This is a genomic window from Streptomyces sp. LUP47B (genome assembly GCF_001746295.1).
Classification (GTDB): Bacteria; Actinomycetota; Actinomycetes; order Streptomycetales; family Streptomycetaceae; genus Streptomyces.
Genome location: NZ_MJAH01000007.1, coordinates 259,339 through 274,126, shown reverse-complemented (window position 1 = coordinate 274,126; position 14,788 = coordinate 259,339). Strand labels below are relative to the sequence as shown.

The 14,788-nt window shown below is 70.3% G+C and carries 15 protein-coding genes; 9 read left to right on the top strand and 6 right to left on the bottom strand.

The features are described 5' to 3' along the window. Positions 1–62: 62 nt before the first annotated feature. The 3 genes from BFN33_RS23610 to BFN33_RS23600 are packed head-to-tail and all read right to left on the bottom strand — an operon-like array spanning position 63 to position 2,734. Entirely contained in the window at positions 63–467 is a 405-nt protein-coding gene (locus BFN33_RS23610; RefSeq protein WP_069762106.1) for a nuclear transport factor 2 family protein, read from the bottom strand. Further along, complete coding sequence (locus BFN33_RS23605; protein ID WP_069762105.1) at positions 464–1,426, bottom strand: PDR/VanB family oxidoreductase; 963 nt, start codon at positions 1,424–1,426, stop codon at positions 464–466. The genes BFN33_RS23610 and BFN33_RS23605 overlap by 4 nt, the downstream gene beginning before the upstream one ends. Before the next feature lie 9 nt (positions 1,427–1,435). Continuing rightward, positions 1,436–2,734, bottom strand: coding sequence for a Rieske 2Fe-2S domain-containing protein (locus BFN33_RS23600; protein ID WP_069762104.1), 1,299 nt, complete (start codon positions 2,732–2,734; stop codon positions 1,436–1,438). A gap of 271 nt (positions 2,735–3,005) precedes the next feature. On the opposite strand from BFN33_RS23600, the gene BFN33_RS23595 reads away from it, so the two are divergent. Together BFN33_RS23595 and BFN33_RS23590 are read left to right on the top strand one after the other, a co-directional pair. After that, positions 3,006–3,647 carry a TetR/AcrR family transcriptional regulator gene (locus tag BFN33_RS23595; protein ID WP_069762103.1) on the top strand — a complete coding sequence of 214 codons (642 nt, stop codon included), beginning with the start codon at positions 3,006–3,008 and terminating at the stop codon, positions 3,645–3,647. 134 nt (positions 3,648–3,781) lie between these two features. Next, on the top strand, positions 3,782–4,204 hold the full coding sequence (locus BFN33_RS23590; protein ID WP_069762102.1) for a heme-binding protein: 423 nt from the start codon (positions 3,782–3,784) through the stop codon (positions 4,202–4,204). Between the two features lie 244 nt (positions 4,205–4,448). Here the strand turns inward: BFN33_RS23590 and BFN33_RS55580 are convergent, their stop codons facing one another. Together BFN33_RS55580 and BFN33_RS23580 are read right to left on the bottom strand one after the other, a co-directional pair. Further along, positions 4,449–4,583, bottom strand: a complete 135-nt coding sequence (locus BFN33_RS55580; RefSeq protein WP_370743309.1) for a hypothetical protein — start codon at positions 4,581–4,583, stop codon at positions 4,449–4,451. Positions 4,584–5,145: 562 nt separating this feature from the next. Then, positions 5,146–6,027 (bottom strand): LysR substrate-binding domain-containing protein, encoded by an 882-nt coding sequence (locus tag BFN33_RS23580; protein WP_069762101.1) that lies wholly within the window; start codon positions 6,025–6,027, stop codon positions 5,146–5,148. Positions 6,028–6,098: 71 nt separating this feature from the next. Between BFN33_RS23580 and BFN33_RS23575 the strand changes: the two genes are divergently transcribed. From BFN33_RS23575 to BFN33_RS54505, 6 genes are all read left to right on the top strand, one after another. Further along, complete coding sequence (locus tag BFN33_RS23575; protein WP_069762100.1) at positions 6,099–7,304, top strand: thiolase family protein; 1,206 nt, start codon at positions 6,099–6,101, stop codon at positions 7,302–7,304. Beyond that, positions 7,301–7,996 carry a 3-oxoacid CoA-transferase subunit A gene (locus BFN33_RS23570; RefSeq protein WP_069762099.1) on the top strand — a complete coding sequence of 232 codons (696 nt, stop codon included), beginning with the start codon at positions 7,301–7,303 and terminating at the stop codon, positions 7,994–7,996. Before BFN33_RS23575 ends, BFN33_RS23570 begins: the two co-directional genes overlap by 4 nt. Beyond that, the gene (locus tag BFN33_RS23565; RefSeq protein ID WP_069762098.1) at positions 7,993–8,655 is read left to right on the top strand and encodes a 3-oxoacid CoA-transferase subunit B; all 663 of its coding nucleotides are present in this window, start codon (positions 7,993–7,995) and stop codon (positions 8,653–8,655) included. Before BFN33_RS23570 ends, BFN33_RS23565 begins: the two co-directional genes overlap by 4 nt. A gap of 77 nt (positions 8,656–8,732) precedes the next feature. Beyond that, on the top strand, positions 8,733–9,029 hold the full coding sequence (locus tag BFN33_RS52695; RefSeq protein WP_141757992.1) for a hypothetical protein: 297 nt from the start codon (positions 8,733–8,735) through the stop codon (positions 9,027–9,029). Positions 9,030–9,036: 7 nt separating this feature from the next. After that, positions 9,037–9,819: an IclR family transcriptional regulator gene (locus BFN33_RS23560; RefSeq protein ID WP_069762097.1), complete on the top strand. Its 783-nt coding sequence runs from the start codon at positions 9,037–9,039 to the stop codon at positions 9,817–9,819. Between the two features lie 344 nt (positions 9,820–10,163). Continuing rightward, the gene (locus BFN33_RS54505) at positions 10,164–10,547 is read left to right on the top strand and encodes a ferredoxin reductase (protein WP_069762095.1); all 384 of its coding nucleotides are present in this window, start codon (positions 10,164–10,166) and stop codon (positions 10,545–10,547) included. Between the two features lie 17 nt (positions 10,548–10,564). Here the strand turns inward: BFN33_RS54505 and BFN33_RS54500 are convergent, their stop codons facing one another. Then, positions 10,565–10,822 (bottom strand): dioxygenase, encoded by a 258-nt coding sequence (locus BFN33_RS54500; protein WP_256122847.1) that lies wholly within the window; start codon positions 10,820–10,822, stop codon positions 10,565–10,567. A gap of 217 nt (positions 10,823–11,039) precedes the next feature. Here BFN33_RS54500 and BFN33_RS23540 point away from each other — a divergent pair, with 217 nt between their 5' ends. Further along, positions 11,040–14,720 (top strand): family 78 glycoside hydrolase catalytic domain, encoded by a 3,681-nt coding sequence (locus BFN33_RS23540; RefSeq protein ID WP_256122846.1) that lies wholly within the window; start codon positions 11,040–11,042, stop codon positions 14,718–14,720. Positions 14,721–14,788: the final 68 nt, after the last annotated feature.

Genomic DNA, 14,788 nt, shown 5'->3' with positions numbered 1-14,788 from the left:
AACCCTCTTGTCCGTTCATCGAACAGCGGTGTGAGGGTCATGCCGTCGGCCGTTCCGGGACGTCAGACCGGCGGGAAACGCCTGCCCATGACCATGTGCGCCAGGCGCCAGCCCTCCGGGGTCTCCTCCCAGACCTTCGTCACCACCTCCTGCATCGGGAACGGCGCGATGCTCTCGTCGAGGACGGTGTACATCTCGTGGAAGCTCGTGGTGATCGCGGTGTTGCCACGCACAGTGATCTCGAGTTCCGTGGCCTTCGCGGCGACGGAGCGACGGCGGGTCACATGGAAGTGGGCCCAGGTCTCCCGGTCGTCGACCTTCCCGACCGGGCCATGGACGACGCGGCTGTCCTCGAGCATGAGGGGGATCAACGCTTTCTCGCCCTCGACGAGAGCCACGAGCCATGCGGCCTCTGCCTGCTCGATCGCCTGGACGGCCTCGGTGTTTGCGGGGGACGTGGTGGTCATAGGTCCAGCTCCAGAATCGGTGAGAGTGCTCGGGACGAGCACGTGGTGAACATGCCGTCGGCGCGTTCACGGTCGGTCAGGACGTCGTCGCGGTGGTCGGGCTCTCCGGCGAGTACGCGCACGATGCAGTCGCCGCAGATTCCCTGCTGGCAGGAGTAGGGGGCGTCGACGCCGGCCGCGAGCAGGACATCGAGGACGCTCTCGCCGTCCTTGATCTCGAACTCACCGCCGGTCTTGGCGAGCCGCACCGTGAAAGCCCCGCCGGCCGTGTGGGCGGCGACGTCCTCCACGGGTGCGAAGCGCTCCTTGTGGATCGCTTCGGCAGGCCATCCCGCGCCAAGGGCGGAGGAGATCACGAAGTCCATGAAGCCGCCGGGGCCACAGACGTAGAGCGCGGTGTCGGGGTCGGGCGGGCCCAAGTCGGTGGCGATGCCGAGGCGTTGCTCGTCCGGTCCGTCGTCGAAGTGGAGCCGCACGCGGGGGTTCCTCTCCAACTCGTCGAGGAACGCCGACTCCGCCCGGCTACGGGCGCAGTAGTGCAACTCGTACTCCGCGCCGCCGGCTTCGAGCGCGTGCGCCATGGCCAACAGGGGAGTCACGCCGATACCGCCGGCCACCAGCAGATGGCGACGGGCCCGGTCCGAGACGCCGAACCTGTTGCGCGGCCGCGAGATCCGCAGTCTGTCGCCCGCGCGGAGGCGGTGCATCCCCAGCGAGCCGCCGCGCGACGCCGCCTCGGCCAGCACCGCCAGCCGGTAGCGGGCGCGGTCGTGCGGCGGCCCGCACAGGGAGTACTGGCGGACCAGCCCGGCGGCACCGTCCACCAGTACGTCGACATGTGCCCCGGCGGCGAACTCCGGGAGCTCGACGCCGTCGGGACTGACCAGATCGAGCACCACGATCCGGGAGGTCGCGTCGTGCCGGGCGACCACGATGGTGTCGAGCCACTCGTTGTTCATGGTTCCCGCTCAGATGCCGGCGGCGGCCGGAGCGTCGGCGTCGTCGCCCGCCTTGCGCTTGCCGAGGCTGAACAGGCCGGACTCGGTGCGGTGGACCACCGACGGATCGCGGACGATGTTGATCGGGTCGCGCCCGGCCTCGACGTCGTCGGCCATCGCGAGCAGCATGCGGCGCAGCATGACGACGCCGCGGTCCGAGGTGGCCAGGGTCTCCTCGGAGTCCAGGGTGATCGCTCCTTGCGAACCCTGCGCCTCCGCGTCACCGGGGAACCTCTGGCGCTCCTCGTCGGTCAGCTCGTGGTTCTGCTTGCCGTTCTGAGTGATGCCGATCACGAAGCCGACCATGCGCTGGGGATCGTTCGTGCGGATCGAGAAGAAGAGCCGGTGGCTGGTGTCGTCGGAGGGCACGACCCACAGCAACTGGTCCGCCCGCTTGTCGGGGGTGACCTTCACGAAGTCGGGCAGCCCGAAGACGTTGGGAAGGTGCTGCTCCACCGCGAAGCCGTATTCGCTGACCTCGCCGTCCTCGCCCTCGACCTCGAATCGCTGGGTGTACTTCAGCCCGTGGTCGGTGCGCTCGTACGTCACACGGTCGGCGATGAGGGACGCGTCGAAGAAGTTCTCGGGGTAGCCGCCGGCCTTGCCGGTGCCCAGCATCTGGTACCCGCTGTGCGTGGAGTGCAGCCAGGTGACGTGCGTCGGGTCGGCGGAGTTCTCGTAGATGTTGAGCCAGCTGAAGTCGGTCGGCATACCGAGGACCGCGGCGTGGGGGACCGGCCAGCTGGCGAAGTACTTCTCGTCCTCCGCGGGGTTCTCCAGCACGTCGTAGCGCGGGAGTTCGGGCTTGAGCTCGGGCGGCCCCATGTAGACGAAGACCAGGCCGTAGCGCTCCTCGACGGGGTACCACGGCTGACGGGCGGCGTCGCGCCTGCGCCCCAGGGCCGGCTCGCAGGCCTGCTCGATGCAGCGGCCCTGGACGTCGAACTTCCAGCCGTGATAGCAGCAGCGGATGCCGTCGTCCTCGACGCGGCCGTAGAAGAGGCTGGCGCCGCGGTGGGTACAGCGCTCGATCACGACACCGGGGTTGCCCTGTCCGTCCCGGAAGACGACCAGGTCCTCACCGAGTACGCGGGTCTTCTGCGGCAGGGCGCCGGCGATGAGCGTCTCGGAGCTTGCGACCGGGTGCCAGTACCGGCGCAGGGCCTCGCCCATGGGGGTACCGGGGCCCACCTCGCGGAGGCGGGCGTTGTACGAGGGCTTCGGGCGGCCGTAGGCCGTGCCGGTGTCGACCTCTGAAGTGGTGGTCATCGTTCTGTCTCCCGTGCGGCTCGGGTGCACAGCAGATGGAGCATGCAGGGCTGTGGGGGAACACCTGCGAGGGCACCGTCGTGTGCGACCTCAAATAGGATTGTTGATTCACATTCGCATTTAACCAACGAGTGCGTCAAGAGTCACGTTCAGATGCTCGCCAGGCGGGGGAGCGGCCGGTCGGCGGAATACGGTGGGGCTGGAACGACGGCCGGTCGCACCGCGTACAGGGGCTGCCGGAGGCGATGTTGGCGGCGTATACGCTGGTGCGGTGAGTACCGAACCGTCCCTCGATCTGCCGCCGGCGCAGCAGGCGCGCAGCCGACTGACCCAGCAGCGGATCCTGGAAGCAGGCACGGCCCTGCTCGAAGAGGGCGGCACCGAGGCGCTCACCGTCGCGGCCGTCGCCGCCCGGGCGGGTGTCTCGGTGGGCAGCGTCTATCGGCGGTTCGGCGACAAGGACCGCCTGATCGCGGCCCTGCAGCACGACATGATCGACCAGTTCCGCGCCGACATCATCCGCCGCTTCACCCCGCTGCGCACGGATCCGGCCGCGCTGGTCGCCTCGGCGGTCACCGGACTCACCGAGACGTACCAGGCGCACGAGCGCCTGATGCGCGTCTTCCTCGCCGCGGGCGCCACCGATCCCGCGGTGGCCCGGGTCGGTTCCGAGGCAGCCATTGACGCCGTCCGGGTCTTCCGGCAGTTCCTGGAGCCGATCGTTCTGATGATCGACGCTCCGGAACCGGAGGCGCGTGTGGATGTCGTCTATCGCTTGATCTACGGGACCTGCCAGAACCGCGTGCTGTACGGCGAACTCTTCGAGTCCGACCGGCCGCTGACGTGGCGTCAGCTCACCGATGAGCTGGTGAACGTCGCCTGCCTGTACCTGCTCGGGGCCTCCGCGCAGTGAGCTCTCCATGCCGGATGCGAATGTGATCCGCACTTCACATTCGCGTCCGGCGGCTACATACTGAGCGAACTCCACGGAAGACGGCCCCTCGACCTTTCGGTCGACGAGAGGCCGGCAAGGGAAGGAACCGCTCCATGCGAGAGCCGCTCAGTTTCGAGATCGCGCACGGCGCCGCACTCGCCGCCCTGGAAGCAGGACGGGCCGAGGGCCACAAGGTGTGCGCCGTCGTGGTCAACCGAAGTGGTGTCGCGAAGGTTCTCCTCAGTGACGACGGCGTCGGCCTGCTCGGTATGGAGACCGCCCGACGCAAGGCCTACACCTCGGCCGTGAGCGGTGTCCCGACAGCCAAGTTCGCGGCCTTCGCGGCATCCCCGCAGATGCAGGTGGCACCTCCCCACCTGGTCGACGCCAACCTTCTGCCGGTCGCCGGCGGCGTGCCGATCGTGACGGCCGACGGGGAGGTCATCGGCGCCATCGGCGTGGGCGGGGCGGACGACACCACGGACGACCGCATCGCGCAGCAGGCTTGCGATTCGGTCGCGAAAGCCGTCGCGTAGGTCGTTGTCGTGCAGGGCTGCCGCCTGATGGGTGCGGCGGCTGTGCTGAGGGTCGCTGTCGCTGTCGCCGTCGCGATCCGCGGGTCCGGCTGACTTCTGAGCGCCGCCCGCTGTGCGTCACCGCGCCTCGCACGGCTGCCCCTTCGGGATGTGGCCTCGGGTGATGCGGTGAGGGCCTGCCCGCGTGGACAGGTGCGCCGCCGTACACACCTGACCATGCGAGCCCACCGGTCTCACCGCCGGCTCACTCCCGCTCGGCCTTGAGGAACGGACTCACTCCCCGGTCACCGTCGTATTGGTCCGGGGCGATGGTGTGCAGGATGCGCCGGCCGATGTGGGCGAGCTGTTTGACCTGTGCCTTGGTCAACGGGTCGAACACCAGGCGGCGTACTTCCGCGACGTGGCCGGGACCGGCGTCGACGATCTTCCGGTACCCCTCGTCGGTCAGAGCGGCCAGCGTGTAGCGGCCGTCGGCCGGATCGGGGCGGCGCTGGGCCTATCCCTTGCGTTCGAGCCGGGCCACGACCTGGGAGAGGCGGGAGAGCGAGCCCCCTCATGGTCATGCACGTCGCTGTCACCGCCGTCGCCGTCCCCGCCTACCTGCGATTCCTCCCCCTCCGCGGCGACCAGGACTGACCATGTATCCAGCAGGGGCGGCCCTCGCCACCGCCGTACGGCACCGAGAAGGAGCCGTACGACCGCGCGGGCCGACCTCGGCATCGAGGACATGCGCTTCTCCGGGGCCGGGGCCGGGGTCGGCGGCGGGGCCAGGGCCGGGATCCCTCAAGGACCGTACGCGCGGCCGGTCTTCGTCACGCACCGCCGCCCGTCCCGCATGCTGCCGACCGAGTCACCGCCCTCGGTGGCCACGGCGGCGCACGCCTTACCGGCAATCAGCAGCAAGTGTTCAGCCATGTCGTGCCGTCGGCCCCGAGTGCGTCTCAGAACATCGCCTGGATGATCCCCACGGTGCGTGCCAGGTGCGGCTCGGAGCGGTCCGCACGGTGGGCGACGGCGAGTTCCACGCGTGCGCCGGCACCGGTCAGCGGTCGGTAGGCGACGCCGTCGAGTGCCAGCGCGGTCACGGGCTCGGGCACGACGGCGACGCCGAGGCCGCCGGCCACGAGCGTGACCAGCGTCGAGGTCTCGCCGACCTCGTGGCGGATGTGCGGCTCGATGCCCGCCTCGCGCAGCAGGCCCAGGACGACGTCGTACATCACCGACCGGCGGTCTGCGGAGTGCACGATCAGGTCGGCACCGGCCAGGTCCGCCGCCCGCAGCCGTTTCCGGCGGGCGAGGGGGTGGTCGGCCGGTACGGCGACGACGAGCCGGTCCCGACGGAGCGTGTGCACGGTGAGGGAGAGGTCGGCGGCCGCGGGACGCAGCAGTGCGACGTCGATCGCGCCGGTGCGCAGCGCCTCGACCTGGTCGGGCGCGAGCATCTCCCCGCGGAAGGAGAAGTCGACGCCGGGAAGCTCCTCCGTGAGCCGCCGCGAGAGCGCGGGCAGGAGGCTGTACGTCGCCGAGCCCACGCACCCGATCGCGAGGTGACCAACCGAGCCTGCGGCGACGAGCCGTGCGTGCTGGCCGGCCTCGTCGACGTCGGCGAGGATCCCACGCGCCCGCTCGAGGTAGGCCCGGCCGGCCTCGGTGAGGTCGACGCGGCGTGTGGTGCGGTGGAGCAGTTGGACGCCGAGCTCGGTCTCCAGCTGGCGGATCTGCTGGGACAGCGGCGGCTGGGCCATGTGGAGCCGCTCGGCGGCGCGACCGAAGTGGCGCTCCTCGGCCACCGCCACGAAGTACCGCAGGTGCCGAAGATCCATACGTCGTCCATATCAATCGGCTCGGATATGAGTACTTCAGAATATCGCGGCCCGGGATTAGCGTGTGCGCCATGAGTGCTTTCCTCTACTCCGCCACACGCACGCCGTTCGGCCGCTTCAACGGCGCGCTGGCCGGCGTCCGCCCCGACGACCTCGCCGCCGCCGCGATCACCTCGACGCTCGCCCGGGTGCCGGGTCTCGACCCCGCCGCGATCGACGACGTGGTGTGGGGCAACGCCAACGGCGCCGGTGAGGAGAACCGCAACGTCGGCCGCATGGCGGCGCTGCTCGCCGGGCTCCCGGTGAGTGTGCCCGGCACCACGATCAACCGGCTGTGCGGTTCCAGCCTCGACGCTGCGATGACGGCGAGCCGCACGATCGAGTCCGGCGACGCCGAGGTGGTGCTGACCGGCGGTGTGGAGTCCATGACACGTGCGCCGTGGGTGCTGCCGAAGTCGGCGAAGCCCTTCCCGGCGGGCGACGTCACCGCGGTCTCGACCACGCTCGGCTGGCGGCTGGTCAACCCGCGGATGCCCAAGGAATGGACGGTCAGCCTCGGCGAGTCCAACGAGCAGCTCCGGGAGCGTTTCGACATCTCCCGCGAACGGCAGGACGAGTTCGCCGCCCGCTCCCACCAACTCGCCCACGCAGCATGGGAGTCGGGCTTCTACGACGACCTGGTGGTGCCGGTCGAGGGCGTCGACCTGACCCGCGACGAGGGCATCCGGGCCGGATCCACACCGGAGGTCCTGGCGGGGCTCAAGCCGGTCTTCCGTACGGCGGAGCAGGGCGGCACCATCACCGCGGGCAACGCCAGCCCGCTCAACGACGGTGCCTCCGCGGTGCTGCTGGGCAGCGAGAGTGCCGCGGCCACGATCGGGACCGACCCGATCGCCCGCATCGCGGGCCGCGGTGTGATGGCGCTGGAGCCGCAGGCCTTCGGCTACGCCCCGGTCGAGGCCGCGAACCGTGCGCTGGCCCGGGCCGGTATCGGCTGGGACCAGGTGGGCGCGGTGGAGCTGAACGAGGCCTTCGCCGTGCAGTCGCTCGCCTGCGTCGACGCGTGGAAGGTCGACCCCGCCATCGTCAACCAGAAGGGCGGCGCCATCGCGATCGGGCACCCGCTGGGCGCCTCGGGCGGTCGCGTCCTCGCCACGCTGGCCAAGGTGCTGCGCGAGACGAGGCAGCGCTACGGCGTCGCCGCGATCTGCATCGGCGTCGGCCAGGGCCTGGCCGTCGTACTCGAGAACTGCGATGTCACGGGGGCGGACCGATGAGCCGGGCGGAGATCCTCGAAAGCACCGACGCCGCGGTCGCCGGGATCGAGGACGGCTCCACGATCCTCGTCGGCGGCTTTGGTCTGGCGGGCATGCCGTTCGACCTGATCGAGGCCCTCATCCGGCAGGGTGCGAAGGACCTCACGATCGTGTCCAACAACGCCGGCAACGGTGACGTCGGACTGGCCGCGCTGCTGGCCGCAGGGCGAGTGCGCAAGGTGCTCTGCTCCTTCCCGCGCCAGGCCGACTCCTGGGTCTTCGACGGCCTCTACCGCGAAGGGAAGATCGAGCTCGAGGTGGTGCCGCAGGGCAACCTCGCCGAGCGGATGCGCGCGGCCGGCGCCGGCATCGGCGCCTTCTACTGCCCGACCGCGGTCGGCACCCCGCTCGCCGAGGGCAAGGAGGAACGGGAGATCGACGGCCGCAGGTACCTGCTCGAGTACCCCATCAAGGGCGACTACGCGCTGATCGGCGCGCACGTCGCGGACGCGATGGGCAACCTCGTCTACCGGAAGACGGCCCGCAACTTCGGACCGGTCATGGCCACGGCCGCGACGAGGACCATCGTCCAGGTCGACCAGATCGTCGAGCCCGGCAAGCTCGACCCCGAGGCCGTCGTCACCCCGTCCATCTACGTCGACCGGGTCGTCCAGGTGGCGGCCCGCCACTACACGGTGCAGGGGGCACGATGACCACCACGCCAAGCGATCAGATGCGTGCCGACCACCGGCTCTCGATGGACGAACTGGCCGCCGTCATCGCCCGCGACATTCCGTCCGGCGCCTTCGTCAACCTCGGCATCGGACAGCCCACCAAGATCGCCGACCATCTGCCGGCCGACTCCGGGGTGGTGCTGCACACCGAGAACGGCATGCTCAACATGGGCCCCAAGGCCGAGGGCGACGCGGTCGACCCCGACCTGACCAACGCCGGCAAGGTCCCGGTGACCGAACTGCCGGGAGCGGCGTACTTCCACCACGCCGACTCCTTCGCCATGATGCGCGGCGGGCACCTCGACGTCTGCGTCCTCGGCGCCTACCAGGTCGCCTTCGACGGCGACCTCGCCAACTGGACCACCGGCAAACCCGACGACATCCCCGCCGTCGGCGGCGCCATGGACCTCGCCATCGGCGCCAAGGACGTCTACGTGATGATGACGCTCTTCACCCGCTCCGGCGAACCGAAGCTCGTCCCGCACTGCACCTACCCGCTCACCGGCGTCGGCTGCGTCAGCCGCGTCTACACCGACCACGGCGTCTTCGACGTCGGCCCCGACGGCGTACGGATCCGGGAGACGTACGGCATCAGCGCCCACGAGCTCGCGGAACGCCTCGGAATCCCGCCGGCGTAGCTGCCGTTCCGGCAATGACGGCCGCAGTCCGGTCGCCGAGCTGGTGGGGCCGTGGGCCGATTACTTCGGTCGTGTTCGTGGATCCGGTCGAGGCGGCGATGCTGTGTGTGGGGGAGATGGCGGAACGCCTGGAGGAGGGGTTCGCCTCGTGGGCCGGGTGGCGGTTGGTGCCGGACGCGGTGACGGGCGTGGCGGCACCACGGGCAGGGTTACGACATGCACCTCGACTCGACGACGATCTCTGCGGGCGCCTGCTCGGGCAACGGGACGTCGGCGACGTTCAGCATGTCGAGACACGGGCGGCGCAGCGCCACCGCCCGTCGAACCGCCCGGCGACGAACGCCGGCTTGAAGTGCCGGGAAGGGACCCGATGATGGCCGGGTGAGGACACAGAACGGTGACTCGGTGCTGTCGAGGGCCGTACGCATCTTCGAGGCGTTCACGCCGGAGGAGCCGGCCCTGACCGTCTCCGAGATCTCCCGGCGAACGGGGCTGCACGTGGCGACCGCGTCGCGACTCGTGGCCGAGCTGGCGTCGTACGGCTTCCTGACCCGGGACGACGACCGCCGGGTGCGGATCGGTATGCGTCTGTGGGAGTTGGCCACCAGGGCCTCGCCCTCCCTGTCGCTGCGGAATGCGGCGATGCCGTTCATGGAGGGCGTCCATGACGTCGTAGGCCACCACGTGCAGCTAGGTGTGCTGGACGGCGACGAGGTGCTGTTCCTGGAACGGCTGACCGCGCCGGCGGCCGTCATCAACTACACCCGCATCGCGGGCCGCCTGCCCCTGCACGCCTCCTCGAGCGGCCTCGTCCTGCTCGCCCACGGACCCGCCGACCTGAGGGAACGGGTGCTCGACGGGCCTCTGGAGTGCTACACCCCGGACACTCCAGCCACCGCCGCGCGCCTGCGGGCCGTTCTGGCCGAGGTCCGCCGGCAGGGGTACGCGTACTGCCCGGGTTACGTCCACCCGGACGCGCTGGGTATCGCGGCTCCGGTGCGGAACGCGCGCGGTGACTTGGTGGCCGCGCTGGCGGTGATCGTGCCCAACGAGGCGGGGGGTTCGTCCGTCGTACCCGTGGTGCGGACGGCGGCACGTGGTGTCTCCCGCGCGCTGGGAGCCGACGGAAGTTCGTCTCTCAAGGATTCGTCTCTTACGGATTGAGAATGCCGTCACGGCCGTCTCCCGTCGCCGCGCGTCCTGCGGGCAACCTCAACGACCGGAGGCGACAACGTGGTCGGAACCTGTGCGGATGCGGACGCCGGGCCCGGCGCCGGTCCGGGACTGACAGTCTCCGCGAAGGAGCAAGTCGCCGAGGGAATCGTGTCACTCACCCTCACCCACCCGGACGGCGCCCGGCTGCCGGACTGGACGCCGGGATCGCACATCGACCTGGTGCTGCCGGACGGGACGACCCGGTAGTAGTCGCTGCGCGGCGACCGGTGGGAGGCGCACGCCTACCGGATCGCCGTGCTGAGGGAGCCCGCGGGCCGGGAGGACCCGCCCACGTGCACGACCGGCTGCGTCCGGGAGACTGCGTCGGTGTCGGCGCCCCGCGCAATCACTTCCCCCTCGTGCCGTCGGAGAAGTACCTCTTCATCGCGGGCGGGATCGGCATCACCCCGCTGCTGCCCATGGTGTGTCAGGCCGAACTGCCCTGCGTGGACTGGCAGTTGCTGTACAGCGGGCGTACATGGTCGTCGATGGCCCTTTGCGCGAAGCTCACGGCGGTTTACGGCGAGCGGGTCCATGCCGTCCCGCAGAACGAACTCGGGCTGCTGGACCCGATGGCCTGGCTGGGCGCGCCGAGGCCGGACACCAAGGTGTACTGCTGCGGCCCTGCCCCGCTGCTCGCCGCCGTCGATGCGGCCTGCGCCGGCCGGCCGCCGTAGGCCCTGCGCCCCGAGGCCTACGCCGGCCGGCCGCCGTAGGCCCTGCGCCCCGAGGCCTTCACCGCAGCCGCGCAGTCCGCGCCGGTGCGGGACACCGCCTTCGCCGCGATGGCGATGACGGCGTCGAACTCCTTCTCGGTCAGCCGTACTTCGCGGGCGAAACCGTGCAGATGGCGCACCAGCGTCTGGGTGATCTCTTTGACGCGCGGGTCCCCGGCCCGCTCGGTCTCGGCGAGCACCGCCGCGGTGAGCTGGGTCTCGTCCTCGATGATCACGTAGGCACCCCCCTCGTCACGGTCGGCTGCCGACCCGCGGCGTATCCGAAGGCCGTTCGGTCCGCGCAACGCCACCGTCCGTCCAGTGAACATCGGGGCGCCGCAGGGGGTATCACCCTGCACCGAACCATTGTGCTTGGCCCACGCCATTCGTAAGCTTTCCACTTGGAAGGTATTGAATCGTTTCAATTCCTTCTGCTCACGAAAGGAACGATCCGTGGACGAGGACAACAGAGGTGCCCTGAGCCGCCGGCACTTGATCGGCATCATGACCGCGGCGGCGGCCGGAGCCTCCCTCCCGCTCGCCGCCGCGCCGCAGGCCAGGGCGGCCGGCGGAAAGGCTGCCGCACCGGCCGGGTTGCAGGTCAACTCCCGCACCGAGCCGCTGGGAACCGAGACCGAGCCGACCTTCAGCTGGGTGCCCCCGGTGGCCAGGCAGAGCGCGTACGAGATCCGGGTCGGCACGAGGCCCGGCACCGCGGACGTCTGGCGCAGCGGCAAGGTGGCGAGCTCCGACAGCACCGCAGTCGCCTACGGCGGCGGGGTACTGACCGTGGAGCGGGCGTACTTCTGGCGGGTGCGGACCTGGGACGAGAAGGGCGCCCCCGGCCCGTGGAGCGAGCCCGCGAGGTGGGAGACGGGTCTGGCGAAGGGCGACAAGGGCTGGTCGGGTGCGCAGTGGATCGGCGGGCGTCAGCCCCAGGACCACGATTGGCGGGACCTCACCGCGACCGTCGTCTTCCGCGGCGGCACGGACCCCACCGCCGGCCTGTCCCTGCTGTTGCGCGCCGAACCCATCGGCAAGACGTGGGGCGAAGGCCTGAACTGGACCATCAGGCAGAGCGGCGACGACATGCAGCTCGTCATGACGACCCGCCATTACGCCGGCAACACCTGGATCGACGACGGCACCTCCGAGCCGGACTGGGGCGTGAACCGCTACGACCCCCAGAGCGAGACCAACCCCACCACCTCGGGCACCCGCACCGTCCCCGTCGCGACGGTCACCCTCCCCGCCTCGACCGGCCTGAGCAACAACACCTGGGCCACCCGCGACCACACCGTCCAGGTCAAGGCCGTGGGCCTCACCGTCACCACCACGGTCAACGGCATCGAGGTCGACAGCCGCACCCTCACCGGCGACCAGGTCCGCCGCCACGGCAGCTTCGGCTTCGCCGGCGGCACCAGCGCCACCATCCGCGACGTCAAGGTGACCGGCACCGGCGCCCCCGACTTCGCCGTCGACCTCACCACCGGCGCCAACCCGTTCGAGGCCGGCATCGGCACCCTCTCGGGCCTGACCTTCCCGCCGAAGAACCCCTACATCCCCGCCAAGAACGCCATTCTCCCCATCGCCAACCCGGCACCCCTGCTGCGCCGCGCCTTCACCCTGCCCCGCGGCCGCCGCGTCTCCACGGCCCGCCTGCACCTGAGCGCCGCCGGCAACGTCACCTTCACCGTGAACGGCGACCCCCTCACCGTCGACGGCAAGCGGGCGACCCGCGACCACACCAACGTGCCCCGCCTCCTGACCGACCAGAGCACCTACGACCGCACAATCCTCTACGACACCTTCGACGTCACCGCGCTGCTCCAGGACGGCCGCGAGAACGTCGTCGCCGCCGAACTCGGCCGTGGCTGGTACGGGCTGACGACCCCTCAGGAGTGGTACTGGCAGCTCGCCCCCTACAGCGGCGCGCCCCGCCTGCGCGCGAAGCTCGTCGTGACGTACACCGACGGCTCCACCACCACCCTCGTCACCGACAAGGACTGGCTCACCGCGGACGGGCCCACGACCTTCGACTCGGTCTACTCGGGCGAGAAGTACGACGCCCGCCGCGCCGAGGCGTTGGGGGAGTGGCGGGCGGTCGGCCACCGTACCGGCCGCGAGTGGCGCCCGGCCACTGTGCTGATCCCGCCGGGCAGTTGCTCCGGACCGTCCCCCGCGTACCACGGCGCGCTCCCGGCCACGACGATCCCCGACGGCTTCCGAGCTGCGGCCGTACGCGCCCACGAGGCGGAACCGGTGCTGGTCAACCAGATTCTGCGCCCGGTAGCGCTCACCGAGACGGCACCCGGCTCGGGCGTGTGGGTCCTGGACTACGGCCAGATCATGACCGGCCTCGTCCGGCTGTCCCTCACCGGCGTCCGCTCCGACAAGGAGGGCCTCACCCTCCGTATCCGGGGTGGCAACCGCATCAGCGGCGGCGACGGCACGGCCGCCTCCCCGTTCTCCGTGGAGGAGGAGAACTTCCAGCACGACGCCGATCTCCAGACGCACTACTACACGCTGGGCCGCCGTCCCACGCAGACCTGGGAACAGCAGTTCAGCCACTTCGGCTTCCGCTACCTGGAGGTCATGAACCTCGAGACCGTCCTAGGCCGGACCCCCGACCTCACCCGGGACGCGGACGTCCTGACCGTCGGCGTCGCCCGCTCCGGATTCGCCCGCACCGGCACCTTCACCACCGACAACGCCCTGCTCAACCGCCTCCAGCGCAACCTGGAGTGGGCCGAGCAGAACAACCTCGTACAGAAGCCCACCGACACCCCGTCCCGCGAGAAGAACGGCTGGACCGGCGACGCCATGGCCAGCTCCGAGTCCGAATCCCTCACCTGGGACGTCAACGCCGTCCTTACCAACTACCTGCGCCACTTCCCGGACACACAGATCTCCACCGGCCAGCTGCCCATGTTCGTCCCGATCGCCAAGGGCGGATACGGCTACAACCGCACCCCAGGCTGGAACGCCGCATGGAAGGCGGTCCCGGCCTGGGACTCGGCGTACTTCGTCATCCCCAGGGAGCTCTACACGTACTACGGCAACAGCAGCCTCTTCGCCGAGCTCTATGACCACCAGGACACACTCCTGACGTACTACGAGACGCTGTTCACCGCCGAGAACGACTACAAGTTCGAGGCCTCGCTCGGCGCCTACTCCGGCGCGGAGCCCCCCGGCAGCAACGCCGTCATCAGCCTCGCCTTCTACATCCACTTCTGCGACTACATGGACGAGGTGGGCCGCAGGCTGGGCCGTATCGAACGGGCCGTCCACTACGCCCAGTTGGCGCGCACCCTGCGCAAGGCGTTCATCGGCAACTACTGGGACACGTCACAGGGGTACTTCGCCCAGGGCAGCATCTCCAGCGAGAACGCCATGGCCATCGCCTTCGACCTGGTCCCCGGCTCCGACCTCGACTCCGGCGACCCCCGCTACCTGGCCGCCACCAAGCCGCTCGCCGAGAACAAGAAGGCCCTCGCCAAGCTGCTCGCCGACCGCATCACGGCCGCCGGACAGCACATCCAGAACGACATGTACGGCTCGCGCTACGAGTTCAACATCCTCAGCGAGTACGGCTACACGGACATCGCGCTGAAGGCCGTCACCCAGACCGGCGTGCCCGGCTACGTGTACCAGATCGCCAAGGGCGCGACCTCGCTGTGGGAGCAGTGGACCGACCGGCTCTCGGTCGACCACCACTACCGCTCCAACGTGGCCACCTGGTTCTACCAGAGCCTGGCCGGCATCAGGCCGACCTCGACCGCCTACGAGACGCTGCGCATCCGCCCGTACGTCCCCGCGGTGGCCGTCAACAGCCGGGTCCCGGAGAACACCGAGGACACCGACCTGGCGCCCGCGCTCCTCGATCATGTAAGCGCCTCGATCGACACCGTGCGCGGCACGGTGTCGTCGGAGTGGCGGCGCCGCCAGGACGGCCGGATCGACCTCGCGGTGACCATCCCGTACAACACGGAGGCCGAGATCTGGGTCCCCACCCAGGACAAGCCCGTCACCGCGCCCCGCGGTGTCACCCATGTACGTGACGACACCTCGGGCGGTGCGCCGTACAAGGTCTACCGGGCCCGGGCGGGGGCCTACCGCTTCAACGCCGGCTGACCCGGCCGCACCGACAGCCGCACCGTGCCGAGACGGCGCTCTCCGCACGGTGCGGCCTCGTTCGAGCG

Coding starts and splice junctions, on each gene's coding strand:
- BFN33_RS23610 (WP_069762106.1), bottom strand. CDS start 467: ATGACCACCACGTCCCCCGCAAACACCGAGGCCGTCCAGGCGATCGAG.
- BFN33_RS23605 (WP_069762105.1), bottom strand. CDS start 1,426: ATGAACAACGAGTGGCTCGACACCATCGTGGTCGCCCGGCACGACGCG.
- BFN33_RS23600 (WP_069762104.1), bottom strand. CDS start 2,734: ATGACCACCACTTCAGAGGTCGACACCGGCACGGCCTACGGCCGCCCG.
- BFN33_RS23590 (WP_069762102.1), top strand. CDS start 3,782: ATGCGAGAGCCGCTCAGTTTCGAGATCGCGCACGGCGCCGCACTCGCC.
- BFN33_RS23580 (WP_069762101.1), bottom strand. CDS start 6,027: ATGGATCTTCGGCACCTGCGGTACTTCGTGGCGGTGGCCGAGGAGCGC.
- BFN33_RS23575 (WP_069762100.1), top strand. CDS start 6,099: ATGAGTGCTTTCCTCTACTCCGCCACACGCACGCCGTTCGGCCGCTTC.
- BFN33_RS23570 (WP_069762099.1), top strand. CDS start 7,301: ATGAGCCGGGCGGAGATCCTCGAAAGCACCGACGCCGCGGTCGCCGGG.
- BFN33_RS23565 (WP_069762098.1), top strand. CDS start 7,993: ATGACCACCACGCCAAGCGATCAGATGCGTGCCGACCACCGGCTCTCG.